Source organism: Ferdinandcohnia sp. GQ5 (assembly GCF_059759275.1).
Genome location: NZ_JCAXEW010000017.1, coordinates 80,646 through 105,560, shown reverse-complemented (window position 1 = coordinate 105,560; position 24,915 = coordinate 80,646). Strand labels below are relative to the sequence as shown.

Annotated in this window: 28 protein-coding genes; 14 read left to right on the top strand and 14 right to left on the bottom strand. The window is 38.0% G+C overall.

Annotation, left to right across the window (positions count from 1 at the left end):
• Nucleotides 1-31: 31 nt before the first annotated feature.
• The 4 genes from AC6CHV_RS19580 to AC6CHV_RS19565 all read right to left on the bottom strand — a co-directional run bounded on the left by AC6CHV_RS19580 (nt 32) and on the right by AC6CHV_RS19565 (nt 4,347).
• Nucleotides 32-1,810: an adenine deaminase C-terminal domain-containing protein gene (locus AC6CHV_RS19580; RefSeq protein ID WP_341331156.1), complete on the bottom strand. Its 1,779-nt coding sequence runs from the start codon at nt 1,808-1,810 to the stop codon at nt 32-34.
• Between the two features lie 214 nt (nt 1,811-2,024).
• Nucleotides 2,025-3,158 (bottom strand): N-methyl-L-tryptophan oxidase, encoded by a 1,134-nt coding sequence (solA, locus tag AC6CHV_RS19575; protein WP_341331155.1) that lies wholly within the window; start codon nt 3,156-3,158, stop codon nt 2,025-2,027.
• Nucleotides 3,159-3,221: 63 nt separating this feature from the next.
• Nucleotides 3,222-3,587, bottom strand: coding sequence for a DUF1801 domain-containing protein (locus tag AC6CHV_RS19570; protein ID WP_341331154.1), 366 nt, complete (start codon nt 3,585-3,587; stop codon nt 3,222-3,224).
• 52 nt (nt 3,588-3,639) lie between these two features.
• Nucleotides 3,640-4,347, bottom strand: coding sequence for a DNA alkylation repair protein (locus AC6CHV_RS19565; RefSeq protein WP_341331153.1), 708 nt, complete (start codon nt 4,345-4,347; stop codon nt 3,640-3,642).
• Nucleotides 4,348-4,509: 162 nt separating this feature from the next.
• Between AC6CHV_RS19565 and AC6CHV_RS19560 the strand changes: the two genes are divergently transcribed.
• The gene (locus AC6CHV_RS19560; RefSeq protein WP_341331152.1) at nt 4,510-4,881 is read left to right on the top strand and encodes a VOC family protein; all 372 of its coding nucleotides are present in this window, start codon (nt 4,510-4,512) and stop codon (nt 4,879-4,881) included.
• Nucleotides 4,882-4,959: 78 nt separating this feature from the next.
• Here the strand turns inward: AC6CHV_RS19560 and AC6CHV_RS19555 are convergent, their stop codons facing one another.
• Nucleotides 4,960-5,355, bottom strand: a complete 396-nt coding sequence (locus tag AC6CHV_RS19555; RefSeq protein WP_341331151.1) for a VOC family protein — start codon at nt 5,353-5,355, stop codon at nt 4,960-4,962.
• Between the two features lie 443 nt (nt 5,356-5,798).
• On the opposite strand from AC6CHV_RS19555, the gene AC6CHV_RS19550 reads away from it, so the two are divergent.
• Nucleotides 5,799-6,197, top strand: a complete 399-nt coding sequence (locus AC6CHV_RS19550; RefSeq protein ID WP_341331150.1) for a nuclear transport factor 2 family protein — start codon at nt 5,799-5,801, stop codon at nt 6,195-6,197.
• Nucleotides 6,198-6,231: 34 nt separating this feature from the next.
• On the opposite strand, the gene AC6CHV_RS19545 is transcribed toward AC6CHV_RS19550, so the two are convergent.
• Nucleotides 6,232-7,518, bottom strand: coding sequence for an NCS2 family permease (locus tag AC6CHV_RS19545; protein ID WP_341331149.1), 1,287 nt, complete (start codon nt 7,516-7,518; stop codon nt 6,232-6,234).
• A 120-nt stretch (nt 7,519-7,638) separates the two neighbouring features.
• Between AC6CHV_RS19545 and AC6CHV_RS19540 the strand changes: the two genes are divergently transcribed.
• On the top strand, nt 7,639-8,505 hold the full coding sequence (locus AC6CHV_RS19540) for a LysR family transcriptional regulator (RefSeq protein WP_341331148.1): 867 nt from the start codon (nt 7,639-7,641) through the stop codon (nt 8,503-8,505).
• Nucleotides 8,506-8,821: 316 nt separating this feature from the next.
• On the opposite strand, the gene cspD is transcribed toward AC6CHV_RS19540, so the two are convergent.
• Nucleotides 8,822-9,022: a cold-shock protein CspD gene (gene cspD / locus AC6CHV_RS19535; RefSeq protein ID WP_010283803.1), complete on the bottom strand. Its 201-nt coding sequence runs from the start codon at nt 9,020-9,022 to the stop codon at nt 8,822-8,824.
• 270 nt (nt 9,023-9,292) lie between these two features.
• Nucleotides 9,293-10,255, bottom strand: coding sequence for a peptide-methionine (S)-S-oxide reductase MsrA (gene msrA / locus AC6CHV_RS19530; protein ID WP_440272939.1), 963 nt, complete (start codon nt 10,253-10,255; stop codon nt 9,293-9,295).
• 118 nt (nt 10,256-10,373) lie between these two features.
• Here msrA and AC6CHV_RS19525 point away from each other — a divergent pair, with 118 nt between their 5' ends.
• Complete coding sequence (locus AC6CHV_RS19525; RefSeq protein WP_121448294.1) at nt 10,374-10,619, top strand: DNA alkylation repair protein; 246 nt, start codon at nt 10,374-10,376, stop codon at nt 10,617-10,619.
• A gap of 65 nt (nt 10,620-10,684) precedes the next feature.
• Here the strand turns inward: AC6CHV_RS19525 and AC6CHV_RS19520 are convergent, their stop codons facing one another.
• Nucleotides 10,685-11,698: an acyltransferase family protein gene (locus AC6CHV_RS19520; protein ID WP_440272938.1), complete on the bottom strand. Its 1,014-nt coding sequence runs from the start codon at nt 11,696-11,698 to the stop codon at nt 10,685-10,687.
• 224 nt (nt 11,699-11,922) lie between these two features.
• Here AC6CHV_RS19520 and AC6CHV_RS19515 point away from each other — a divergent pair, with 224 nt between their 5' ends.
• The 3 genes from AC6CHV_RS19515 (at nt 11,923) to AC6CHV_RS19505 (ending at nt 13,798) form a co-directional block, all read left to right on the top strand.
• Entirely contained in the window at nt 11,923-12,180 is a 258-nt protein-coding gene (locus tag AC6CHV_RS19515; protein WP_440272937.1) for a CGCGG family putative rSAM-modified RiPP protein, read from the top strand.
• Nucleotides 12,155-12,445 (top strand): hypothetical protein, encoded by a 291-nt coding sequence (locus tag AC6CHV_RS19510; protein ID WP_341331144.1) that lies wholly within the window; start codon nt 12,155-12,157, stop codon nt 12,443-12,445. Before AC6CHV_RS19515 ends, AC6CHV_RS19510 begins: the two co-directional genes overlap by 26 nt.
• A 144-nt stretch (nt 12,446-12,589) precedes the next feature.
• A complete protein-coding gene (locus AC6CHV_RS19505; protein WP_341331143.1) occupies nt 12,590-13,798 on the top strand; it encodes an MFS transporter in 1,209 nt (402 codons plus the stop codon).
• Between the two features lie 40 nt (nt 13,799-13,838).
• Here the strand turns inward: AC6CHV_RS19505 and AC6CHV_RS19500 are convergent, their stop codons facing one another.
• Both AC6CHV_RS19500 and AC6CHV_RS19495 read right to left on the bottom strand, forming a co-directional pair.
• Nucleotides 13,839-14,615, bottom strand: coding sequence for a class I SAM-dependent methyltransferase (locus AC6CHV_RS19500; RefSeq protein WP_440272936.1), 777 nt, complete (start codon nt 14,613-14,615; stop codon nt 13,839-13,841).
• A 95-nt stretch (nt 14,616-14,710) separates the two neighbouring features.
• The gene (locus tag AC6CHV_RS19495) at nt 14,711-15,685 is read right to left on the bottom strand and encodes an NAD(P)H-dependent flavin oxidoreductase (RefSeq protein WP_440272935.1); all 975 of its coding nucleotides are present in this window, start codon (nt 15,683-15,685) and stop codon (nt 14,711-14,713) included.
• Nucleotides 15,686-15,937: 252 nt separating this feature from the next.
• Here AC6CHV_RS19495 and AC6CHV_RS19490 point away from each other — a divergent pair, with 252 nt between their 5' ends.
• A complete protein-coding gene (locus AC6CHV_RS19490; protein ID WP_440272934.1) occupies nt 15,938-16,222 on the top strand; it encodes a phage holin family protein in 285 nt (94 codons plus the stop codon).
• A gap of 611 nt (nt 16,223-16,833) precedes the next feature.
• Here AC6CHV_RS19490 and AC6CHV_RS19485 read toward each other — a convergent pair.
• Nucleotides 16,834-17,658, bottom strand: coding sequence for a TrmB family transcriptional regulator (locus AC6CHV_RS19485; RefSeq protein WP_440272933.1), 825 nt, complete (start codon nt 17,656-17,658; stop codon nt 16,834-16,836).
• Between the two features lie 139 nt (nt 17,659-17,797).
• Between AC6CHV_RS19485 and AC6CHV_RS19480 the strand changes: the two genes are divergently transcribed.
• The 3 genes from AC6CHV_RS19480 (at nt 17,798) to AC6CHV_RS19470 (ending at nt 20,683) form a co-directional block, all read left to right on the top strand.
• Nucleotides 17,798-18,427, top strand: coding sequence for a homoserine/threonine efflux transporter (locus AC6CHV_RS19480; protein ID WP_121448285.1), 630 nt, complete (start codon nt 17,798-17,800; stop codon nt 18,425-18,427).
• Between the two features lie 101 nt (nt 18,428-18,528).
• Nucleotides 18,529-19,605, top strand: coding sequence for a TDT family transporter (locus AC6CHV_RS19475; RefSeq protein ID WP_498079517.1), 1,077 nt, complete (start codon nt 18,529-18,531; stop codon nt 19,603-19,605).
• A gap of 76 nt (nt 19,606-19,681) precedes the next feature.
• On the top strand, nt 19,682-20,683 hold the full coding sequence (locus tag AC6CHV_RS19470) for a glycoside hydrolase domain-containing protein (protein ID WP_440272931.1): 1,002 nt from the start codon (nt 19,682-19,684) through the stop codon (nt 20,681-20,683).
• 60 nt (nt 20,684-20,743) lie between these two features.
• Here the strand turns inward: AC6CHV_RS19470 and AC6CHV_RS19465 are convergent, their stop codons facing one another.
• Entirely contained in the window at nt 20,744-21,439 is a 696-nt protein-coding gene (locus AC6CHV_RS19465; RefSeq protein ID WP_440272930.1) for an AIM24 family protein, read from the bottom strand.
• Nucleotides 21,440-21,614: 175 nt separating this feature from the next.
• Here AC6CHV_RS19465 and AC6CHV_RS19460 point away from each other — a divergent pair, with 175 nt between their 5' ends.
• The gene (locus tag AC6CHV_RS19460) at nt 21,615-21,923 is read left to right on the top strand and encodes a PadR family transcriptional regulator (RefSeq protein WP_341331136.1); all 309 of its coding nucleotides are present in this window, start codon (nt 21,615-21,617) and stop codon (nt 21,921-21,923) included.
• Nucleotides 21,924-21,938: 15 nt separating this feature from the next.
• Nucleotides 21,939-23,105, top strand: coding sequence for a chromate efflux transporter (locus AC6CHV_RS19455; RefSeq protein WP_498079516.1), 1,167 nt, complete (start codon nt 21,939-21,941; stop codon nt 23,103-23,105).
• Between the two features lie 359 nt (nt 23,106-23,464).
• On the opposite strand, the gene AC6CHV_RS19450 is transcribed toward AC6CHV_RS19455, so the two are convergent.
• Nucleotides 23,465-24,208: an AAA family ATPase gene (locus AC6CHV_RS19450; protein ID WP_440272951.1), complete on the bottom strand. Its 744-nt coding sequence runs from the start codon at nt 24,206-24,208 to the stop codon at nt 23,465-23,467.
• A 151-nt stretch (nt 24,209-24,359) separates the two neighbouring features.
• On the opposite strand from AC6CHV_RS19450, the gene AC6CHV_RS19445 reads away from it, so the two are divergent.
• Nucleotides 24,360-24,881: an HD domain-containing protein gene (locus AC6CHV_RS19445; RefSeq protein WP_341331133.1), complete on the top strand. Its 522-nt coding sequence runs from the start codon at nt 24,360-24,362 to the stop codon at nt 24,879-24,881.
• Nucleotides 24,882-24,915: the final 34 nt, after the last annotated feature.

Below are 24,915 nucleotides of genomic sequence, written 5' to 3'. Positions count from 1 at the left end.
TCTTTCCGTGTTTGTTGGTTGCTTATTTATATTACTTCGTTACCTCTGACCCAAACGCTTCTGCCTTTAGCAAAATGTCATCCTTTTTAACTTCATATAGACCATACGGCACCAAGCGTAAACCCGGAAGGAAGTCGCAGGTTAAAAACAATAAAGTATAGAGTATATCATGGAATGGGAATCCCCTTTCCTGCAGTGTTTGAAGCAATTCATCATGATATTGCACGGCTTTATCAAATGAAGGGTTCGTAGTCATCATACCTGTAAGTGGTAACGGGATTTCAAGGATGATGTCATTTCCATCCACAATGACAATACCTCCACCCATTTCATAAGCCCGTGCTGCTGCTTTTGCCATCGCTTGATGGTTTCTTCCAACAACAAGTAACTCTGTCGTCGTATTGTACGTCGAAGCCATCCCATCAAGGGTAACAGCAAATCTTTCCAGGACAGCTCTACTGACCCAATTTCCTCTTCGATCAATCAATGCTGAATACATTAGACCTTCATGACCTGAAAGATCCGCAACACCATTCACAGATGGGATGATGGTATCCTTCCTAGCGGTAATGACATTACTCTTAAAATATGAAACTGGTAATGGTTCATTCTCATCTGGATGTGGATATTGATAGAGTTCTGGGTTTTCTAACACAGATTTCGGGAATTCAAATGCTTCTCTCACCACATATTTTGTCCAGTCTATTTCCGGCATCGATGCGAATAATTGTCCATTTTCCGCAACTATTTCGCCACTTGCAACAACTAAGTCCGGGCGGAAGTCAACTAGGTCTGGAAGCAGGAGGATGTCTGCCTTTCTTCCCGGGGCAATGCCCCCAATATAATCCTCAAGGCGAAGGTATGTAGCTGCATTGATTGTTACCATTTGAATGGCGTCCATCACTGGAACACCAAGTTCAACTGCTTGACGAACAAGTCCATCAACAAATCCTTCTCTTTCAATAAAGCCAGGATGTGGCCCATCTGTTGTCATCACAATTCTACTTGTGCTGACCTTACCTTCTGTAATCATTTTAATCACTTCTTCTAAATCTGGTCGAAGCGAACTGTTTCGTAATGTCGTCCACATCCCCAATCGAAGGCGGTCTAATGCTTCTTTGGCCGTAATCGCCTCATGGCACGCAGTCACGCCTGAAGCGACAATCGCATTTAATTTTTCATACGAACAGCCTGAAGTATGGCCGTCGGAAACCTTTCCGATTTCTTTTACATAATCCATTGTTTCTAGAAGAAACGGATCTCCATTATAAAGGAGCGGCCAGCGTGTTACTTCAGCCGAACCAACCACTTCGTCCAATGCTAATAATTCCTGAATATCTTGATGATTATACCACTCACGTTCACCTGGATAGTCCGCCTGTGAAACAAGTCTTACAAGCCAAAGGAAATTTCCTGGAAGGGACTTTAAGTCATAAACCATGTCCTTGAAACCTTTCGCTCCCATATGTAAATAGAAAAATAAATTATCATTGACCGATGTGGTTGTACCCAGTGGCAACACCTTGCTTGTAATGCTGATAGGGTTATAGACAACCCATGGATGAGAATGTGCCTCAATGAACCCAGGAGACACGTACTTTCCTTCAGCATGAATAACCTTCGTATGCTCTCCAACCATCGCTTCACTTTCACCAACATACGCGATACTATCCTTATATACAGCCACATTTAGCTTTAAAAATTCACCAGAATACACATTAATGACTGTCCCACCTTTTATGTACAAATCAGCAGGTATATTCCCCTTTGCTACTTCCACTAGCTCACTTCTCTTTGCTCTTAGCTTCAAACTCCCCACTCCTCTACACTAAATCAGTAACATTACGTTTTATTCACTTTCGTCTTTATAACATAATATTAATAAGACTAGTGTAGAACTGTCAATCCTATTGCTTGAATTTATAAAAAATTTAGATTTTGGTACACGGGGACAGGTCCCTTGTCCCAAAACTAATACAAAAAGCAGCCCCTTAGGACTGCTTTTTAACGTTCACCAACATCGCTTAGTTATCAAATCGCTTGATTGAGAAAGGACGAATATCAAACTTTGTATTACGATCCCCAGTTACTAATGTACTTAAAATTTCCCCTACTACACTACTAAACTTAAAGCCATGGCCTGAGAATCCACAAGCAATCACGACATGATCATAACTTGGGTGTTTATCAATAATAAAATCTTCATCTGGTGTGTTCGTATATGTACATACCTTCCCCAACTTGTGAAGTCCAACCTTATCTAAAAAGTTCTCTGCAAAACGAGTTACATCCTGTATATCATTTTCATGAGTTCCAAATTCTTCAATAGGTTTCTCCATATTTCTAGGATGTCCCTCATCGTGACGCCCAATTTTAACACCTGCTTCATTAATACTAGGAAAACCATAGAATGTTTCTGTAGGCAATTCAAATGTGAAGGCTGGAAACGTATCAGAATGATAGATACCCTCATCAGTATCAAACCACGAAAAGGTTTTTCTTACTTCCTGTAACGGCAATTCTAGTCCAATAAGTGGAAGAACTTTTCTAGCACCCGCACCCGGAGTAAAGACGAGTGACTCAGCTGTAAAGCTATCATTTTCTGTTTGTACCTCTACATGATTCTCAAATATGCTTATGGATGTCACAGGTGAATTAGGCTTAAGAACTGCTCCATTTTTTAAAGCATCTGTCTTATAAGCACTTATGCACTTCTCACTCATTAATACACCTGAATCCAACTCATAACAGCCTATATAACCCTCTGGTACACTAAAACCATTCCATTTTTCATTAATTTCCGCAGCGGATAACTGTTCCACATTTAAAGAAAATTTCTCGGCACTACTCATTACATTTTGAATAAATGGAGAATCAGGAAGACCAACATTAATAACCCCTGTATTTACAAAAATTTGTTCTTCTGACAGCTCTTGAAGCTTATTCCACAAGGCCTGTGCCCTTAGTGCCATCTCAACATAACTCTCGCCTTCTCCATAGGCATGGCGAATAATTCTTGTTTCTCCATGATGTGATCCTTCTGTATGTGGAGGATTATGGGAATCTATCAATAATACACGCTTCCCTTTCTTCGCTAAGTAGTAGCCAGCTGCCATTCCCATCGATCCAGCACCAACGATAATAACTTCAAAATCCATATGTTAGATACCCCCACTCGTTATCTGCCTGAATTCTATTTGCTGAAATCAGATACACTGAGCTTATTTCTCATTCAAATCCATCGCAGCCTTAATTAATTCGTTAAAAACATCAGGCTGAATCTCTTCCATTTTTTTAATCCTAATATGCCTCACCCCTTTGCCTGACCCTTGTAATAATTGATTTGTATCCTTTTCTTGAAGTTCAACACCCCTATGGAAACCAAGATTCACATGTTTTTTAGAGGCCTGAAGATAACACACCAATCCATTGTAGGTGTAATTCGGCATCGACCACTTATATTCCTCAATTAAGTTTGGAGATGCATCTAGTATGATTTTTCTTAAAGCAAGTGTAATGCTCTGAATATCTTCAGGTAGTTCCGAAATATATTGGTCTACCGCTTCAATCGTTCTTGTTTTTTCCATCTTTTTCACCTTCTAGTTTTATAAAAATATGTGAATCCATTACGTATTGGAGTTAACAAATACAAGTCTTTCTTTTCATACCTACTCGATTTTTCGCTTCTACCTTCTTTATGTAATCAGTTGCAAGAGGAACTTTACATGCTGTATTCCCTACATCTACATGCACCTTTCCAATATGTGCTGCGACTTGCTTTGCTTCATCATTTAGCTCCGCTACATAACTACCCACAGACAAAACAAAGCTATTCATCACATAGCGAACCCGATTTCGCTCTTCATGGATCGTACTTTTCACTTGATTCAACAGGTCTCTTATTTCTGGAATATTTAGTTCTTCATCTGGTGTAATTGATAAATAATTTGAGTATGTACTCCATCCACAAACTGCAATCATTTCTTCCTCAGATCTCATCCATTCCCTTGCCAATTCGAGTGCAAACTTACTTTCAGCCGCCACTTGTGCAACAGTATATTCTGCAGCCATATACCAATATGCTTTAGTTGCCCAATCTTGTAACGTCTCCTTTGAAATTAGCTTGGGATTTACCGAGAGACCCGCTAAATACATGGCATCATGATTACCAGAATCATATAATTTTAACGCTAATTCATAATCTTTCTTTACAAACTTAACAAGCTTTTTTAAATCCCCAATTTTAACTCCAAAATGCGGCTCTCTTACACCATGATTCTTATAAATTTGCTTTATTTGCTCGGAACCTATTTCCTCAAGTTTTTCCATAATTTCTTCATACGTCACATTTGTTCATCCTCTCAATAAATCTATTTAAGTTCTAGCATGATCCTCGTGTATTACAATTGGTATTTTATCCCATAATTTGAATGGATCATACCCTGATATCCTTGTGAATTTCCAAGTACTCCTTTATAGTTAAATTAAACCATAATGAGGAGGTAAAAAATGAAACTTGGAGCATTTTCTGTCAGTTTAAATGTAAAAGACATTCACAAATCAAAGGAATTTTATGAAAACCTAGGATTTCAGACACTAGGTGGGGATATCAATCAAAATTGGCTCATCTTAAAAAATGGTGATACTGTAATCGGTTTATTCCAAGGAATGTTTGATAAGAACATTCTCACTTTTAATCCTGGGTGGGATCAAAGCGCACAAAATCTCGAGTCGTTTACAGACGTTCGCGAAATTCAAAAGCAGCTAAAAGAAAAAGGAATGACTATGCTGACTGAAGCAGATGAATCAAGTGAAGGACCTGCTCATTTTGTCATAGAAGATCCAGACGGGAATCAAATTTTATTCGACCAGCATCGCTAAACAAATACATATCAAACTAATAAGCCTTTCACCCATAATTGGGCAAAAGGCTTTATTATTTGAAGGAACGATTAAGACTTATTTCGCATTCTCATCTGGTTGATGAATTCCAAAGATATTTCCTTCAGTGTCAATATAATATCCCTGCCACGCCATACCTGGAAGTGCATATTTCGGCAACGCAACCTTCCCACCATTAGCCAAGATTTTCTGTTCAGTTGAATCATAATCCGCCACACCCATAGTACAGGCAAAACCATTCAGAGGTTGGTTTGCTCCAGGAGGAGGACCTTGTCTTTGCATTAAAGCACCATTAATACCAAGTTCATTTGCATCCCCTGTCACAGCTCCAAAATAAGGCATCCCCGCATAGTCCGTCCAATCTTCAAATTTCCAACCAAACACTTCCCCATAAAACTTCTTTGCTCGCTCCATGTCATCCACATGTACTTCAAAATGAACGATTCTTCCCATCATATCCACCTACAATTTCATAAATTTTTCTATATTATGTAATTCTACCTATGTTGCTGTTACACCTTCTTCATTATCGGAAAAAGTAAAAAATGTTATTCAACTTATTTTATAACACCATATACTTATCTCTCTAAATAGCTTTTTAATGCATCTAAATCTTTAGCACTGGCTTTTATAAATTCACCTGCCATTACCTTACCAAAAACTTTGCCAAAACCTATTAACCCCTTGATTTCGCCATGCAATGTAATAACAGTTTGATTTTCAGATGACTCAAGTCTATATGAAAATATAAATTTTCCTTTTCTTCATATCGCATGCTCATAAGACCTCTTCTTCTGTAACTTTTTAAAGTTTATCATACAACCTGTGAATAATAATTCCCATAATTGACACCCATTTATTTTAATAGATATAATTTTTTAAAAAGGATGATTAAAATGAATCCGGATCTAAGAAGCACACCCCCTTCCTCACTTAAAGATAAAGCATTATCTTTTCTAAATCTCGTTGTGTCAGGGAATGTAAGAGAAGCATACGAACGATACATCGACACTGATTTTTGTCACCATAATCCTCATTTTCGTGGAGATGCAAAAAGTCTTATGCTCGCTATGGAAGAAAATGCTGTCAAGAATCCCCATAAGATTTTCGATGTGAAACTTGCCATAGAAGAAGGTGACAAGGTTGTTGTATACTCCCACATCAGACAAAATCCTGACGATCGTGGTGCAGCAGTTGTACATATCTTTCGTTTCGAAAATAATAAGGTTGTTGAATTGTGGGATATTGGACAATCCCTACCTGAAAACTTTCCTAATGAAAATGGAATGTTCTAAACAAAAATAGCAGCCCATAAAGGACTGCTATTTTTTAGTACACATATTGAATGACAAAATTACTAATAAACAATATCGCAATCATATATAGTGCCGGATGGATTTCTTTTCCTTTGCCCATCAAAAGTTTCATGACAGGGTACATAATAAAGCCGATTGCCATGCCGTCCGCAATACTATACGTTAATGGAATTAACACGATAATTAAAAGCGCCGGGAAACTCTCAGTGAAATCATCCATTGAAATGTTCACAATGTTTTGCAACATCAGAACCCCAATTAAGATTAGAATTGGTGAAACCGCGCTTGCGGGAACCACTTTTATCACTGGTATAAATAAAATAGAAACTAAAAACATAACCCCTGTTACAATACTTGTTAGTCCAGTTCTTCCTCCAGCCGTAATTCCAGCAGCTGACTCCACTGAAGCAACAGTTGGGCTCGTTCCAAAAACTCCAGAAGATAAAACAGAAACGGCTGTAGCCTGAAGGGATTTTTTACTACTCTCAGGACGTTTTAACATGTTCGTATGTCCATGTATTAAACCAATATTTTCAAATACTAGCACCATTGCAAGTGAAATTGAAGTTAGCCAAAAAATAATATTCCCTGCTTGTGCCCAAGATAATTGACCAAACACACCAAAGTATTCACTGAAATCTGGTGTAGATAAGGAGATTCCCTCTACGTTTGATCCCCCAAACATTATCGCTAATACCGATGTAATCAAAATACTTAACAATAGATTACCGGGTACATTTTTAATAAATAATAAAACCGTAATAATTAAACCAATAAAAGTAATTATCACTGTCGGGCTACTTAAATCACCGATAGCAAGCAGAGTGTGTTCTGAACTAGTAATTATCCCTGCGTTGTCAAACCCAATTAATATCAACAGAATTCCAATCCCAATCGTAATCGCTTCTTTTAAAGAGGCTGGAATTGAGGAAGTAATCACTTTCGCTAATGGTGTAAAAGCAATAACAACGAAAATGAGTCCCGCTACAAAAACCATAGCTAATGCTTCCTGCCATGTAAATCCTCCGGATTGTACAATTGTATAGGTAAACATCGCATTTAATCCCATTCCAGGAATGAGGAGAATCGGTGTATTCCCCCATAACCCAATCACTACACATCCTATGAAACTAGTTAAAATAGTAGCAATGATACCCGCTTCCATAGGAATTCCCGCTACAGCGAGGATTGTTGCATTGACAATAATAATGTAGACAACGGTTATATATGAAATAAATCCTGCAGAAAATTCCTTTCCAATTGTCGTACCATGTTGTTGCAATTTAAAAAAACGTTCCATGTTTATCACCTTTCTCACGTCCACTAAAAACGATATTCATCATAACATAGACTTCTACCATTCGGAAAATATATAATATATATAGAAACTATATATTTTTTATATAGAAGGAGAAATTTGATGGATATTAAGCAGTTACGTTATTTTATTGCAATCGCTGAAGAAAAAAATATTACAGCAGCCGCCAATCGACTTCATATGTCTCAACCGCCTCTTAGCATGCTACTAAAGCAGATGGAAGAAGAGCTTGGAGTCAAATTATTTGAACGTATTGGCAAAAGTATGGAATTAACGGATAAAGGTGAGGTTCTCTATCAACGTGCATTGCATCTCGTGAACAGTATTGAGGAAATAAAAAATGAAATTCAAGAAACAGAAGAAGGTACAAAAGGTGTACTCGCGGTGGGTTTAAACACGTTATCTGTCTCTGGATTTTCGGACATGCTTCGTGCCTTCCACCAAAAATACCCACTCGTTTCGATTAAAGTTGTTCAAAATGATTCTTTTTATCTGGCAGAAATGGTCAAATCACGCGCGATTGAAATGGCATTTGTAAGACTACCGCTTGAACATCGTGGTTTCATATATGAACACCTTCTTAGTGAGCCCTTTGTTTTTGTGAGTAAGCAGAAAACGGACATAGTTTCGCTGCAATCAATCTCACAATTGCCACTCATTATTCCAAGTACTGAAGGTTTGGGAAGCTATAATATCATTCACGAAGCATTTTCTAAACAAAAGCTTCAATTTACAAGTATTGCGGAGTGCTCAGATATGCATGTATTGATGGAAATGGTTAAAGGAGGCATGGGAGCAACGATTGTGCCAAAATCGGTGTTTGATGTATATGGGGATGGAGATCTATACTCTGCTCCGATTAAAGATACAACAATGCATTCCTCACTAGGTGTGATTTGGCTTGAGCATCACTATGTCTCAACCCCTGCTAAGAACTTTATCAAGTTGGTTAAACAAGAATTATCTTAATTAGTACACTAGGGTTCGTAAGATTAGCCGTTATTCGTACCTTCAGGCGATTGCTTACTATTTTGTAACAAGTAATTTGCCATCAGAAGTCTGCTTCACCTTTTGGGACGGTACGGAAGACACTATCATATTTACTAAATACTTTTCTAGCACACTAGCTTGTATCGCTAAACCCATTTTGTGGCACTCTCTAAGTCCTTAATCAAACCACAAACCCATCTGGGACAACGGACCTGTCCCTCTGACCCACTACTTCGAAAATCACCACAAAAAAACAGCCCTACTTCAGTAGGACTGTTTTTATTTATGGGTTAAATTATAATTTAACTACGTTAGACGCTTGAGGTCCACGGTTACCTTCAACGATTTCGAAAGAAACTTCTTGACCTTCTTCTAAAGTTTTGAAACCTTCGCCTTGGATTGCTGAGAAGTGTACGAAAACATCGTCTCCACCTTGTACTTCGATGAATCCGAATCCTTTTTCGCTGTTAAACCATTTTACTTTACCATTTTGCATGAAATATGCCTCCTAAAATGAACACACAAACCATTTGTGCATTGAAAAATTAACCATTGTACACTTACATAAATCTAAAACAAATTCACATATAACTTCAGAAGAATAGCCTGATTCTAAAATGAAATTATCGTTCTTTCTTTCTTTAAACTTATATAACGCAACAAAATGGTCTATTTCATCATATCATCGCAGATTACCAGAGTCAACCAACAAATATAAAAATAGTCATTTTCTCATACATGCTGTATAGACATGCATTCTCTCGATTTAGTTAAAGAGTTTCACGTACTCCCCATAGCCTTCTTTTACAAGATCTTCCTTTGGAATGAAACGAAGTGCTGCGGAATTTATACAATAACGCATACGAGTTGGTCCTGGTCCGTCATAGAATAAATGGCCAAGATGGGAATCAGCTGTATTGCTTCTTACCTCAGTACGGATCATTCCATGAGAAGTATCTAGCTCCTCAACAATTTCTTTCGCATCAATCGCCTTTGTAAAGCTTGGCCAGCCGCAGCCAGCATCATATTGATCCAACGAACTGAACAATGGCTTACCTGAAACAATATCAACATAAATGCCTTCTTTTGTGTTATCCCAGTATTCATTTCGGAACGGAGGTTCTGTCCCTTGTTCTTGTGTGACATGGAACTGCATCTCTGTCAGACTTTTCTTAGCCTCTTCGTATTCCTTCGCGTACCAATGTTTTCTAATAAATTTGTCTCTGCCTGAACCCTTGCGATATCGATTATAGTGTTCAGGCTTCTTTTTATAATAATCCTGATGATATTCTTCTGCTCTATAGAATTCCTTTGCAGGAAGGATTGGTGTTACGATTGGTTTTGTGAAGATTCCACTTTCAGCTAGTTTTTGTTTTGATTCTTCAGCAATCTTTTTCTGTTCGTCCGTATGGTAAAAAATTGCTGTGCGGTAGGAATCACCACGATCGAAAAATTGGCCACCTGCATCTGTTGGATCAATTTGTTGCCAAAAGAGTTCAATTATTTTCTCATAAGGAAAAATATCTGGATTAAATGTAATTTGAACGGCCTCATAATGTCCTGTTGTATCCGAACAAACCTCTTCATACGTAGGGTTTTCTTTCGTTCCACCTGTATAACCAGACACAACTTCAATAATTCCTGGCTGTGTATCAAACGGCTTAACCATACACCAGAAGCAGCCACCAGCGAAGGTTGCTTTTTCTACTTTCTCATGTGTATTTTCCATATACCCTCTTCCTTTCTCCTTTTACTTTATTTCATTATATCATTTCTGCTGTCTGTTCAAAAAAATACGCTCATAGTATTTCCTTAATTGGAAAAAGTAAAAAATAGGAGGTGTAAGAATGAGTAGTCCTTATTTATGTCCTAATTGTAAAACCAACCGCTCTAGATTTAATATTATTGAACAAGTGCCTAAATCCGTAAAAATGGATCCGCAAAGTGGTGAAGTTATGGAGGAATACACTGAAAACCTTGATCCCTTCCATGTTCCATACCGTGGACCAGAAATCAAAGTACAGTGCGGTGTATGTGGCCTGATTGAAGATGAACAATCCTTCATTAAAAGAGCTCAAAATTACAAAGGGTAAAAACACAAAGGGACGTTTCTCCTGGTTTTACGGTACTGACCGGACCAAGAGAAACGTCCCTTTTATTAGTAGCCTTCTTGTTTGAAATTAAAGAACCTCTTGATGATGGAGATTCGAAGTTCAATTAACGGTTGAGTAATCGCTCTAATTGTTTTCGTTGATAATAACAACGTTAAGACAAGTGAAGCAATTACTAATATGATAATATTTCCGGTATCGTTAATGACGTCAAGCCATTCGCTACTTCTGAAATATTTAATGACAAAACCGTGCAGTAAATAAACATATAATGTATGTGTGCCCCAGCTTGTGAAGAAAAACTGTTTTTTCGGTAAAAGTGAGAAAAAGGCAAACGTCATAACAACTGATACCAAGTAGACTGCTAATCGAATGAGTCCGCCAAGATTCACATGAGATAACGTTTCGTACGACTTAGAGCCAAGCAACCAACCGGTGTTGAACTCTGGAACGAAATAATAGCCGATAAAAATAGCTAAAAGCAAAATTCCTGATCCCACCTGCACTGCCGGGCGTTTCAAGGCTGAAAAATGTTCTCTTTTACAATAAAAACCTAACAAAAATAATGGAAAAAAGACAAATGTCCGAGATAAACTTAGGTAATTTTCCACAAAGGGAATATATCCTACACCTATCCCCACTAAAACTGCGATAGTCAACGACCATTTCATCGGAAGTTTCGTGTACGCATACAGCATCACATTCCAGCAAAATAAACTAATTAAAAACCAGAGTGACCACTGTGGATTAAATGGCTCAAATAAAAGTGATTCACCATTATATAGGTAGTAATAATAAATCGTGTAGATAAGCTGAAAAATTAAATAGGGAATCAACAGTTTTTTTGCCGTCTTTTTAATATATCCTTCCTTCCTAAATCCCTTTGCAAAATACCCTGAAACTAATATAAAAGCAGGCATATGAAACGAATATACGAAGTGGTAAATTGTCATGATGATTTTATGATCATCAATAAAAGGCTGAATAAAATGCCCAAAGACAACAAGGAATATTAAGATGAACTTTGCGTTATCAAAATAATACTCTCGCTTATGTGCCATCATAAAACCTCCAAACTATTGTTATCGTATTATAGCATCGCAAGGAGGGTGTTTATGCAATTGTCTTTGATTTGTAAATGTCTTTTTAATATTAATGGCCAGTTTGTAATTATACTGAAAAATCTTAATAAAAATGAAACAAACCTTATTAGACGTTTTGAGCTGTGATTCATATCATCTTCAGGTTTATTCTCAAGCATTATAATATGGTTGAGGTGATGAAAATGACGAAGGATTGGTCGATTGATTTAGAGCATGGGGACTACGAGCACAATATTTCTTTAGTAATTGAAGAAGGGTTAAATGCGATTGAGGAGACTGAACGTGGCTGCTATGTCAATCTTGTCACACCTGCAAATTTCGGTAACCCCTCTCACTATCTTGCAGAAGCTATAAATCTCAAGTACGAATCAAGTGTGTCCTATCAATTTATTGACCAATGTGGGTGTGGTGGCTATGTTTTTCGCGTCTGGAAAAAATAAAGAAGTTCTAAATATGCTTATGGAATACGCCAATCAGCAGGTCGTTATAAATTGGTATGAGGATGGACAATTAATCGAACGTAATGGATTCTTTTTTTCAAGCTTATGTGTCGAGGGTAATACACTGCTTTTCATAAAAGAAAACGAAGTGAAACAAACGATTTCATTAATAAACTATCAAACAATTGAGATTCTCCCGGATTTTCGTGATTTTTTTCAATTAACAAACGGAACACACATCCTACAAATTTATTTTCCTCACTAAAAAATACTCAGGGACTTTGAGTATTTTTTTTAGCTTCGAAAATATTTCATAAACCGAAAGTTTCGTTAATGAAAATAATCTACAATTGTGGTACTATAAATCTATTAAAAAAACAAGTATCTTTTTTAGGAGATGGAAAAAATCATGCCGAATTGGCAACGAAATTTATGGGTTCTTTGGATTGGTGTCTTTTTTACCGCTTCAGGATTTTCGATGGTTATCCCGTTTTTACCAATCTTTTTGTTAGAAATCGGGGTACACGACCACACAGAATTATGGTCAGGGCTAATCTATGGGGCCGCATTTTTTGCGGGTGCATTTGCGACACCGTTTTGGGGAAGAGTTGCAGACAAGTACGGACGTAAACCAATGATTGTAAGGGCTGGCTTTGCCCTTTTTCTTGTTTATACATTAATGGCATTTGTTACAAATCCTTATCAAATCTTAGGTTTACGTATCATGCAAGGTTTACTAAGTGGGTTTATTCCAGGCTCAATTGCCCTTGTCGGTACAAATACACCAACGAAAAATGTTGGGTATGCGCTCTCCATGATTTCATCTGCAGCTGCAACCGGGATGATTATTGGACCACTGTTAGGTGGGGGGTTAGCTGAACTATGGGGTAATCGCTGGGCCTTTGCAAGCGCAGGAGTTGTTGTCTTATTGGCGACGATTTTAATTATCTTTTTCGTAAAAGAAGAAAACTTCAAAGCGAACAAGGAAAAAGGTTCGGTTATAAAAGATTTTAAAATCGCAATCGACAATCGCCCATTCTTCCTTGTTTTAATTCTGACTTTAATGGTCAGTTGCTCTACCATGATTATTGACCCAATTCTACCACTATACATCGCTGATATTGCAAGCCACACAAGCTATACAACATTACTGACAGGTTTTGTAATAGCATTACCAGGTCTTGCGAGTGCATTGTTTGCACCTGTATGGGGAAAATGGGCGGATAAAGTGGGTTTCCATAGGATTTTATTCATTGGGCTGTTGGGGGCTGGAATCGGTACATTAGCGCAGATTGTCTTTACCCAAATCTGGGGCTTCTCAATTATTCGTTTTACCTATGGAGTATTCTTCTGCGCAATCTTCCCTGCTTTAAATGGGCTCATCGTCAAGATTACGCCAGAAGATTTCCGCGGAAGAGCTTTCAGCCTAAGTCAAACTGCAAATCAAATTGGAGGTATGATTGGCCCACTTATCGGAGGAGTATTAGGTGGACTATTTCCTACACAAATGCTTTTCACGGTAACAGGAATATTGCTCTTAGTTGCACTCGCCACTGCCTATTTGAATGGGGACCAACGAAAACATGTAGTGAAACGAGGGGTACTAGCTAAGAAATAAAATAGTTCGTATAAACAAACGCTCAGAAGTCCCTGAGCGTTTATTTCATCTTTATAGCTCGGGTAGCAACAAATGTTTTAATATATTTATCTACTATTCTTTTTCCTCCAAAATCATCTTCAAAAAAACCTGATATTACAAACCCTGCATCAATTTGTCCCTGGATTTGATCTTCCAGCGTATGGGCGAATTCGATTGTTTGATGTGAATTGATATAATCTTGCACTTCATCCTCTGGTAAATAATCCAGGGTCGAAGATGGTATAGGATGTTTTACATCTAGAATCCCATTATTTTCTTGATTTTCATCAAAAATCCAGAGTAAGGGATTTGTAAACCCAGCAATCAAAATACCATTGGTTTTTAATACTCTAGATGCTTCATTCCAGACGGGACGCACATCTTTAACAAATAAATTAGAAACAGGATGAACAATCAGATCAAAGTACTCATCTTCAAATTCACTAAGGTCAGACATGTCACCTTGTACTGTTTTTAACGTTAATCCTTCACGTTCTGCTACCTTTGCATCTTGCTCTAATTGTTTTTTTGATAGATCAAAAACAGTCACGTCTGCCCCAGCCGCAGCTAAGATTGGCCCTTGTTGTCCCCCACCAGACGCTAAGCAGAGTATTTTCAATCCATCTAATGATTTCGGAAACCAGTGCCTTGGGACAGATCTTTCAGTTGTAACAATGATTTCCCACTCACCAGTTTTACTCTTTTCGATTACATCACTACTCACCGATCGAGTATATCTAGCCCCCTCTTCTACCTTCTTATCCCAAGCATTTCTGTTATGCTGAGCTATGTCCACTGTAATTCCTCCTCCCCTCCAACAAACATGAAAAAAAGTGCTTACTCCGATAAAAAAATCAACTTAGGAATAAGCACACGAATTCATTTATCTCACTAGGCAAAGATTTGACTTGTCTTCAATAAGTTTTCCCTTGCCTCAATATATTCCTGATGGAGTTTTTCAATATAGTTTCCTGCACTTGTTACTTCATTAATCACTCCAATGCCTTGACCACTTCCCCAAATATCTTTCCAAGCTTTTGATTTCCCATCACCACCAAAATTCATAGTTGATGGGTCGCTTTCAGGAAGATTTTCAGGATCTAAGCCTGCTGCACGAATGGATGGCGCAAGATAGTTTCCATGAACTCCCGTAAATAAATTACTATACACAACGTCATCCGAATTGCAATCAACGATAGCTTGCTTATAGTCTTCTGCTGCTCGTGCCTCATGTGTTGCAATAAATGGTGAACCAATATAGGCAAAATCTGCTCCCATAGCTTGAGCTGCTAATATCGACTTCCCGGATGCAATGGACCCTGCTAAAGCTAAGGGACCATCAAACCACTCACGGATTTCCTGAACTAACGCAAATGGACTCTTGCTTCCTGCATGACCTCCTGCACCTGAAGCCACGGCAATTAGGCCATCCGCCCCTTTATCAATTGCCTTATGTGCAAATTTATTATTAATGATGTCATGTAAAACGATTCCTCCATAGCTATGAGCTGCTACATTCACCTCTTCACGAGCCCCTAGTGAGGTGATAATAATAGGTACCCTGTATTTCACACATAGCTCCATGTCATGTTCAAGCCGATCGTTTGACCTATGTACGATTTGATTAATAGCAAATGGAGCTGCTGGGCGGTCAGGGTTTTTCGCATTGTAATCAGCCAGCGTCTCTGTTATCTCAGCCAACCATTCATCGAGTTGTGAGGCGGGTCTAGCGTTAAGTGCAGGCATCGACCCTACAATCCCTGCCTTACACTGTTCAATCACAAGCTTTGGATTACTAATGATAAACATTGGTGAACCGATAACAGGTAACCTTAAGGAGTTTAGGATAGATGGAATATTCGACATATTTACTTCCTCCAATTTCAAAACATATTTACTTGCATTGAAAATAAATCATTCTGAATATGAGAAGGACAGGATGTCTGTAATTATAATTTAGTAATCGCTTTCGATCATCCTTCTATTTAGTAATACTATATTGATAGGGTTATAGTCAAATAATTCTCTATAATTTTTAAATATCCTTTTCACACTAACCAATACCTTCTATTTGGAATAATTTATCCTAAAAGGATTTGATATGTTGAAGGTGAAAAAATGGATCTAAATTTTAAATTTTATATTCGGCAAGATGCGTTTATTTTAATACCTGTACTGTATTTCATTGGGCTCATCCTTAAAGATACTCCTTTCATACTACGGTGGACACACAGATGGATTCAATTAGGATTCGCCACCATCGCCTGCCTTCTTTACTATGGCTTCATTATTCAATCCGTTGTGCAGGCTATCCTTGTCACAGGTGCAACCATGATCTCTGAAGACCTCATCAAAAACACCATTCACGGAATCTCCTCAGTAAGGGATAAAAAAGATGAGTAATTAGCTAACCGCGGGGGCTGATTTTGGTCCCCAAAGGAAGATCCCCCTTGATCTCTTCCTATTTTATCCAAAACAAATCCCTATTTGGTCCTTATGCTATGACATCTTCTAAATATATACAAAAGTCACATCATATTTCTTCTCTATGCAGTGACTTTTTCCAGATTCATACATAACCCATATCATATTTCATTCTTATGCATGACCTTTTCCAGTTTTATACAAAAGCCATACCATATTTCATCCTTATGCTATGGCATCTTCCATTTTCATACAAAACCCATACCATATCTAAACCTTATGAAATGAGCTCTTCCAAATTTATACAAAAACCACACCATATTTCATTCTTAAGCTATTGCTTTTTCCAAGTTTATACAAAACCCACTCCATATCTAAACCTTATGCTATGACATCTTCCATTTTAATACAAAACCCATACCATATTTCATCTTTATACCACGGACTCTTCCAGTTGCATCCAAACCCTACCTTATCAGGCATTTTCGCTTTAACATTTTCCCGTTTTGTCCATAATACCTGCCATACGATAAACACATTCTTTTTACACAAAAAAAGCGCTGATTCAAGACCAACGCTCCATACCCATTTTACTTCACATAATGTTTTTTGAAATCCGGGTGGATTGAAAATTTGTGACGGAGGCTAATTAGGTTTTTGCCGAAGCTTTCTTCTAAGATATCACGGTGCTTGTTTAACAGTTCCATCAAATATAAATCATGAATGATAACCTCTGTTATTGGCATGACTAGTCCAACATGCATCGTCCAAGCTGCGCGACTATCTTTACCTAAAGACACGATTCCAGCTACGACCTCTGAATCATCACCACTGTATACGAGCCATCTACCGCCATATTCTTCCGTAATATCCAGGCTCATATCATGTAAATACACATTGGCAAAGTCTGATTCAACCTCTCCGTACGCTATAATCGTAACATTGACACCTTTTTTAGCAGCCGCTCTTAAATCATCTGCTAATACCTCATACTCCTCTTTCCATACTTCTAACAAAATTCGTTTGTTAGCTGCTTCAATACATGTCCGTACTTTATCAAGAATTTCTGTATCTCCTGTGATATTCCAAATATTTTCACGATCATGAACCGAACGCTCAAAGTTCTCAAAAAACTTCTCTGCCTTATCAAAATTTTCCTCTGCCTTCGTACGACGGTTACGGATCAGTTCTTTGGCAGGAACCGGCGTATATTGTGGTGTATTACCTGGACTGACCAATATATCGCCACGCATGACCAAATTGTCCAATACCTCATAAATTTTCGAACGAGGTACACCAGAATTTTTTGCAACCGCATAGCCTGTTAATGGAGATTCTTCCAATAAGCTTAAATATGCCTTCGCCTCATACTCCGTAAAATGTAAATTTTTTAAGGTATCAAAAATATTATCCATTTACTTCCTCCAAATTAGTCGCTACCTTTGTAACTAATATACTAACAAAAAGTATTGATGCATTCCAATCATTTCTGCTACAATAACTTTAAGTAGTTACTGTAGTAGTCACTAAAACAAATATGGAGGTCTACAGAAAATGGATAACCTAATTGCCTATTTACCAATTGCAGCTATGATGGTTATAATTCCTGGAGTGGACACGATGTTAATCATCAAAAACACACTTACATACGGTCCGAAAGCTGGTCGCTACACTTTACTTGGAACGTCGATGGGACTCGCTTTTTGGACACTTATTGCCGTTCTTGGGTTATCCGTTGTAATTGCAAAGTCCGTGTTTCTGTTTAGTTTTATTAAATATGCAGGTGCTGCCTTCTTAATCTATTTAGGAATCAAAAGCTTCTTCACAAAAAGCTCCTTGTCATTGAATGAACTTCAAGAACAAGCAAAGAATCAGGTTACACCTACAAAAAAGCATCATAAAGAATCATTTTTGCAAGGGTTACTTAGTAACATACTTAATCCAAAGACCGTTCTCGTATATATCACAATCATGCCCCAGTTTATTGATTTGAAGGAGAACATAAATCAACAATTAATTATAATGGGCCTTATTATGTCCATCCTTGCCATTGTCTGGTTTTTACTCCTCGTATCAATTCTTGATTACGCAAAAAAGTGGTTCAACAATCCGAAATTCAACAAAGCATTCCAAAAATCAACCGGTTTAATCCTTGTCGGCTTTGGCATTAAAACTGGAATCTAATAACATACATAAATCCGTTCATCCGTTGAACGGATTTTTCACATTCAGGCATAACATGATAAAATAGATTAGTAATTAATTAGATTTAAAAGGTGATCATATTGTTTTTGTTATGGGTACTGCTCATTTTAATTGGAATTATCTATATTAAGTACACAAATCTTTTCGTTAAAACTTCAACATTAGCCGTTGTAATGGCGATTGGAATTATGACTCGAGGGGTTTTATCCAACTATTTCACGACAGGCTTTAATGTTTATAGTGAAATTATTGTGATGATCAACATTACACTATGGCTGTCATTTCTTTTTTCTTTAGGATTGACCATATGGAATGGAAAATTTATTGAACTCCATATCAAAAATCCCATCAATCGATTTGGGATTGGAACCTGGGTAGCCGCTTCCTCCATTTGCGGGATTTTACTTTACATTTATAACGATTGGTTTATTCCAGCGATGCTCGTCTCACTTGTGAATTTTGGTTTCTGGCTATTTTATATAATTATCTCGATAGTAGCCTTTTTCGAAATCCACAAAACCAATTCCTATCATAAGGTTCACGGTATTCTACTACTAACCACAGTTAGTACACAATCATTAATCCTTTTAATAAACACCATATATCCTGATGTACCAACCTACTTGAACACAACCTTGCTAATGATTGGTTTCCTTTTTTATTGTGTTGGGATATATTTTATCGGTAAAAGATACATTCGAAAATACTGGTCCATCAAGGATGACTGGAATAACACAAACTGTATTCTCCACGGGGCCTTGTCCATATCTGGAATTGCCTGCATTATATCCGGAAATGTTGATCCTACTATCATCGTCACGGTCTGGATTATCGTCTTTGCTCTTTATTTAATTGTTGAGACAATTGAGATCATCCGACTTTATTTAAGACTTAAGGATTTTGGAATTAAAAAAGGAATTTTTACTTACGATGTCACCCAGTGGAGTCGGATTTTTACCTTTGCCATGTTTGATACATTTACATTCCGTCTTCAAACAGATATCGCCATTATTTTGCATATCCGGCATTTTGTCCTTTCTTTTGGTATTTGGCTCATTTTAACGCTAATAGTGGTTGAAGTTTTTCTATGTCTGAGGTATATGATGCAACTTCACCGTGCTACGTATAAAAATTCCGTATCGGAAATCTCGGTTTAAACTTCAGAATTCCAAGCCCACACCGCACACTGTCACCTTACATATATATAAAGGGTATCTAAGGTGAGGTGATAACATGACAGAGAAAATTTTTAATATCCTACTATCCGTAATTATCGGATTCCTATTAAGCTGTGCGGTGTTTTTCTATATAACCGAAGACAACACAAAACCCGCAACATCAAATCCAACGTCCGAAGCACCGACAACTCCCCCTCCTTCCAATACAGGTAAGAAAGAACCACCAGCCAATAACCAGGAACAACAAAATCAAGAAAATAATAATGAACCTGCTAAGCAAACAGATTCAGAAAAACAAAGTGAAAAAGATAAGCAAAATGAAGAAGATAAACAAAAAGAAGAAGAAAAACAGAACAATGAAAAACAAAACAACAATGATAAAGCAAAGCCTAGCGATGAACTCCCAGAATTTGTTTGGGGAATTGATTCAGCAAGTGAAACGACAAAGGATTTTTATGCATGTGTAAAAGAGAATTTTGGTGATCCAGTTGTATTTGGTCGTTATCTTGGCGAGCGCGAAGGAATCTCAGTAGGACTGACAGCTGAGCAGGTGGAGATTATCCATGCTGAAGGCGATTTTATCTTACCAATCTATAATCATTTTAATGAGGCAACAGGTTATGACAATGGGGTCGCGCATGCAAAGGAAGCAATTAAACTAGCTGGTGATATCAGTATCCCAGAAGGAGTTGCTATTTTTGCAGATATTGAACCAACCTACCCAGTTGATTCAGAGTTTATTAAAGGATGGTTTGAAACAATCGATGGCTCTTCGTATAAATCTGGAATCTATGGCGTATTTGACCCAGAACAAGCTTTGTTTAAAGCCTATCAAGAGGCCGGAAAAAGCAACGGCGCCATCCTTGAACAGAACTATATTTGGACAGCTGCACCTAGTGTCGGAATAACAGCAGAAACCAAAGCACCAAAATATAATCCGAATGCTCCAGAAGGTTCACTTGCATGGGGCTGGCAATACGGTTTAGACTCTGAAAGTTGTAACATCGACACAAACCTTTTCAAACGTGAACTCGTTGATGTCCTATGGAGACCATAATAAAAATATGAATGCAAAAAAAGAAGCGTAAGTATAATCCCTTATGCTTCTTTTCCAATATCAGCTATTCGCTTGCTGCATATAAACCTCTTCATACGGCTGTACAATGACAAAGCCATCTCCCTCAAATCTCATTTGAATCGATTCACCACTTCCACGACCTACAAATGTTTTAAACGAAATATCCGTTTGGAACTCAGGGCGAAGATTTCCAGACCATGCAACTGTTGCATTCGGATCTGTAATCACTGGTTTTCCTGGCGTTACCCGCAATGTGAGTGGCTCATAATGAGTCGTAATCGCAAGCATTCCACTCCCCTCACAGCGAACATTGAACAATCCACCAGCCATCATACCCGCTACCCGCTTCATAAGCTTTATTTCATGCTTCAAGGATGGTTCAAAGGCAAGAAGATCATTCCCATTTACATATATTGATTCGTTCTGAAGCTGCAGGATAATAATTTTTTTCCCGCCGTCAGCCAAGTAAAGTTTCCCTTGCCCATTGGCTTTCATTAACGAAGCCCCTTCGCCTGTTAACGCTTTCTTAAACATACTTCCAAGTCCATGTTCAAGGATTCCTTCTCGTTCATACTTAATTTTTCCATTATAAGCAACCATCGACCCCGCTTTTGCCCAAATCATGCCATTCAAATTTACTTCAAGCATTCTGGGAGTTTCTAACTCAAACAACCCTTCCCCTTTATCTTCTTGTTCCGTGTTTTTTATAAATTCCGCAATTGAATATTTACTCATATCCCCCACATCCTTTCGTTTATTTTTATACGTATAGGCTAGTAAAAAGGTTTCAGATTGTTAAGTTTTTGTAAATTTTCATTATAGACTTTAGGTATCTTTGTTTGCATGCTATAATTTCGATATCGTTTTCCGATATTGGTTTTCTATATTAATATGATTGGTGGTTACTATAGTGGAAGATAAAATAGTGAGAAAGCTTTTTCTAGGGTTTATCCAGATTCATATTTTACACCATGCAAAAGAACACCCTATTTTTGGAGCATGGATGCTCGAAGAACTAAGAGAGCATGGATATGTGATAAGTTCTGGAACACTTTATCCAATCCTCCACAGCATGGAGTCAGATGGTCTATTAGAAAAAGAAGAAAAAAATGTAGAAGGAAAAATTAGAAAGTATTATACCACAACAGATAAAGGAAATTCCGTTCTTATCGAAGCTCGGAACAAAGCTTATGAGCTCTTCAGAGAAATTAAGGACTAGGTGAAGGGGGAAATCATGAAAAATTTACTCGAAATTCTTTTTGTATCTACAAGACTCGGTTTGACATCTTTTGGGGGACATGTTGCACACTTAGGTTATTTTCACGAAGAATATATCCGTCGCCGAAAATGGATGGATGAAAAAACCTATGCAGACCTAGTTGCTTTGTGTCAGTTTTTACCTGGTCCCGCTAGTAGCCAAGTCGGTATTGGGATTGGTGTTATGCGTGCAGGAGTACTTGGTGGAATCGTATCATTCCTGGGATTCACTCTTCCGTCTGTCATTGCACTCATACTTTTTGCGGTAATCCTACAAGGTTTCAATATCGGAACTGTTGGCTGGATACATGGATTAAAATTAGTGGCCGTAGCTGTTGTGGCACATGCAATTCTTGGAATGGCACAAAAACTTACCCCAGATTTAAAAAGAAAATCACTTGCACTCTTTGCATTAGTTGGAACTTTACTATGGCAAACGGCCTTTACACAGGTAGGCGTTATTCTCATTGCAGCCATTTTCGGATTTATTTTATTTAAAAATCAAACAGATAACGAGACTACCAATTTACAGTTCCCCATCTCTCGGAAATTCGCAGTTTTCTGTTTGACATTGTTTTTCGGTTTGCTCCTTCTTTTACCGATTCTAAGAGAAGTTACTTCCTTGGAATGGATTGCAATGTTTGATAGCTTTTACCGCTCAGGTTCCCTAGTTTTCGGTGGCGGACATGTTGTATTACCGCTCTTAGAACGTGAATTTGTCCCAACAGGTTGGTTAAGTGAAGAAGCATTTCTAGCTGGGTATGGTGCTGCACAAGCTGTTCCTGGACCACTCTTTACATTTGCTGCCTATCTAGGTGCTGTGATCAATGGATGGCAAGGAGGACTACTTGCAACGGTGGCTATTTTTCTACCAGCTTTTCTACTCATCTTAGGAACACTACCGTTCTGGGATTCAGTACGCCGCAACCCTAAAATTAGAGGAGCATTAATGGGTGTTAACGCAGCAGTGGTTGGAATATTGACTTCTGCTTTCTATCACCCGATTTGGACCAGTACTGTTTTTGCACCAATCGATTTTGCATTCGCAGCCATTTTGTTCAGCATGCTTGTCTATTGGAAACTGCCACCTTGGATTGTAGTGGTGACAGGTGCAATTGGCGGAGCAGTTATTAGTTTGTTTTAGACTACCAGTTTGGTAGTCTTTTTAATTCATAAAAGAATAGGCTGAGACTATTGTTTTAACAATCTACCAATCTAGATGACGAAAGTATGATTAATGCTTAAACATACCTTCAGTCTCGGAAACCTTTTAAACCGGGTAGGATTACAGCCTAATCATACCCTCAGTCCCCGAAAACATTGTAACCCAGGGTACGATTACCGCCTAATCATACCCTCAGTCTCCGAAATCATTTTAACCCAGGGGACGATTACCACCTAATCTTACCCCCAAACCCCGAAAGCTTTGTAACCCGAGGTACGAATACCCATATTTGCATTATCTATTTAAGAACAAACAAACCAATGCAAGGCTGCATTCACCTATTCCTCCTCATCGTCTCTAAACAACTCATCCAAATACCGTTCTCTCCGATTCAAAAACCCCATTGTAATCTGATAATGCTCAGTTTCTTCATAATCGATCTGCTCAATCGGTGAAGCATCAAAATTATAAATCTGAGCCCCCGGATATCCAAGTAATATAGGTGAATGGGTTGCAATGATGAATTGTGCATTTCCACCTTTAGCTAGGTCATGTATCACACGTAAAAAGGCAAGCTGCCGCGCTGGAGATAATGCCGCCTCAGGTTCATCCAAAAGATAAATACTTTGATCACCAAACCGATTTAAAAATAACGACAAAAACGACTCCCCATGGGATTGTTCATGCAACGACCTTCCCCCATATCCCTCATAGTTAAAAGTAGGATCCTCCTCGGCCAATTGATCCAAATACGAGGCAAAGTGGAAAAAACTTTCTGCCCGTAAAAAGAAGCCCTGATTGATTTTTGGCATCCATGAGAGTCGAATATACTCGCTTAATGCTGGGGACGCCTCTTCAAAATTGTAGGAATTGTTTCTTCCCCCTCCACCGCTATTAAACCCGCACTGGTGGGCAATTGCTTCTAGCAAAGTGGACTTTCCTGACCCATTTTCCCCTACAAAAAACGTAACAGGTTCATAGAAATCAAGTTGTTCGAAACCTCTAAGACTGGGTATCGAAAAAGGATATTCCCGCTTATTTTGTATTTTTTCTGCTAATAATTTTACACTTCTTAAAAACAAACAAATCACCACGCTCAAGTAATACAACCATTTTAACACGTTCGCTTTGTTCTTCCACTCATTTCCTTTAAAATTCGATGTTTCTCTCTTGCTAATATCTTTCAACCATGATAAGATTCAAAAAATTTATCTTTTTTGGGAGGCCTTAAAATTGAGATATGTTACGTTAACGGAAATTTATAATCACAGAATCGCGCAAAAATACTTGTCTCGTTCTGGGAAGGCTCACGCTATTGCTTGTGCTTACCACGCATTCAAAATGGCCAAGCAGCAAAATGTTTCTGTCGATCTTGCTACAAAGGCAGCTTTACTGCATGATATGGGACATTATACTTGGTATAAGAATGGTAAATGGGATTATAGCATGTACAAGGAAAATGATATTCATGCCATTAAAGGGGCAGAACGAGCTCATAAATTATTGATTCGATTAGGTGAAAATCCTAAGTATGCCAAGGAAATTGCTTATGCGATACTATTCCACACGGACTCCTATATCGAAGAAGGTTTCATCAAGCGTACGCCAATCCAAGCCATCACAAAGCTTGCGGACGAACTTGATGAAGAAGAGGGTGGCCTTCACCACTATCGTGAGATTGATGAGGATAAAGCGAAGAAAATGATTGAGCGATTAGATGCCTTAGTTGAAGAAGAAATCGGCAAACACCAATAAATTCACGCCAAATAAAATAAGCCCAAGAGAAAAT

Bases quoted from the DNA above. Each gene is read 5' to 3' on its own strand.
- solA (WP_341331155.1), bottom strand. From the start codon at position 3,158: ATGGATTTTGAAGTTATTATCGTTGGTGCTGGATCGATGGGAATGGCA.
- AC6CHV_RS19570 (WP_341331154.1), bottom strand. From the start codon at position 3,587: ATGGAAAAAACAAGAACGATTGAAGCGGTAGACCAATATATTTCGGAA.
- AC6CHV_RS19560 (WP_341331152.1), top strand. From the start codon at position 4,510: ATGAAACTTGGAGCATTTTCTGTCAGTTTAAATGTAAAAGACATTCAC.
- AC6CHV_RS19555 (WP_341331151.1), bottom strand. From the start codon at position 5,355: ATGGGAAGAATCGTTCATTTTGAAGTACATGTGGATGACATGGAGCGA.
- AC6CHV_RS19550 (WP_341331150.1), top strand. From the start codon at position 5,799: ATGAATCCGGATCTAAGAAGCACACCCCCTTCCTCACTTAAAGATAAA.
- AC6CHV_RS19545 (WP_341331149.1), bottom strand. From the start codon at position 7,518: ATGGAACGTTTTTTTAAATTGCAACAACATGGTACGACAATTGGAAAG.
- AC6CHV_RS19540 (WP_341331148.1), top strand. From the start codon at position 7,639: ATGGATATTAAGCAGTTACGTTATTTTATTGCAATCGCTGAAGAAAAA.
- cspD (WP_010283803.1), bottom strand. From the start codon at position 9,022: ATGCAAAATGGTAAAGTAAAATGGTTTAACAGCGAAAAAGGATTCGGA.
- msrA (WP_440272939.1), bottom strand. From the start codon at position 10,255: ATGGAAAATACACATGAGAAAGTAGAAAAAGCAACCTTCGCTGGTGGC.
- AC6CHV_RS19525 (WP_121448294.1), top strand. From the start codon at position 10,374: ATGAGTAGTCCTTATTTATGTCCTAATTGTAAAACCAACCGCTCTAGA.
- AC6CHV_RS19520 (WP_440272938.1), bottom strand. From the start codon at position 11,698: ATGGCACATAAGCGAGAGTATTATTTTGATAACGCAAAGTTCATCTTA.
- AC6CHV_RS19515 (WP_440272937.1), top strand. From the start codon at position 11,923: ATGACGAAGGATTGGTCGATTGATTTAGAGCATGGGGACTACGAGCAC.
- AC6CHV_RS19510 (WP_341331144.1), top strand. From the start codon at position 12,155: ATGTTTTTCGCGTCTGGAAAAAATAAAGAAGTTCTAAATATGCTTATG.
- AC6CHV_RS19505 (WP_341331143.1), top strand. From the start codon at position 12,590: ATGCCGAATTGGCAACGAAATTTATGGGTTCTTTGGATTGGTGTCTTT.
- AC6CHV_RS19495 (WP_440272935.1), bottom strand. From the start codon at position 15,685: ATGTCGAATATTCCATCTATCCTAAACTCCTTAAGGTTACCTGTTATC.
- AC6CHV_RS19490 (WP_440272934.1), top strand. From the start codon at position 15,938: ATGGATCTAAATTTTAAATTTTATATTCGGCAAGATGCGTTTATTTTA.
- AC6CHV_RS19485 (WP_440272933.1), bottom strand. From the start codon at position 17,658: ATGGATAATATTTTTGATACCTTAAAAAATTTACATTTTACGGAGTAT.
- AC6CHV_RS19480 (WP_121448285.1), top strand. From the start codon at position 17,798: ATGGATAACCTAATTGCCTATTTACCAATTGCAGCTATGATGGTTATA.
- AC6CHV_RS19470 (WP_440272931.1), top strand. From the start codon at position 19,682: ATGACAGAGAAAATTTTTAATATCCTACTATCCGTAATTATCGGATTC.
- AC6CHV_RS19465 (WP_440272930.1), bottom strand. From the start codon at position 21,439: ATGAGTAAATATTCAATTGCGGAATTTATAAAAAACACGGAACAAGAA.
- AC6CHV_RS19455 (WP_498079516.1), top strand. From the start codon at position 21,939: ATGAAAAATTTACTCGAAATTCTTTTTGTATCTACAAGACTCGGTTTG.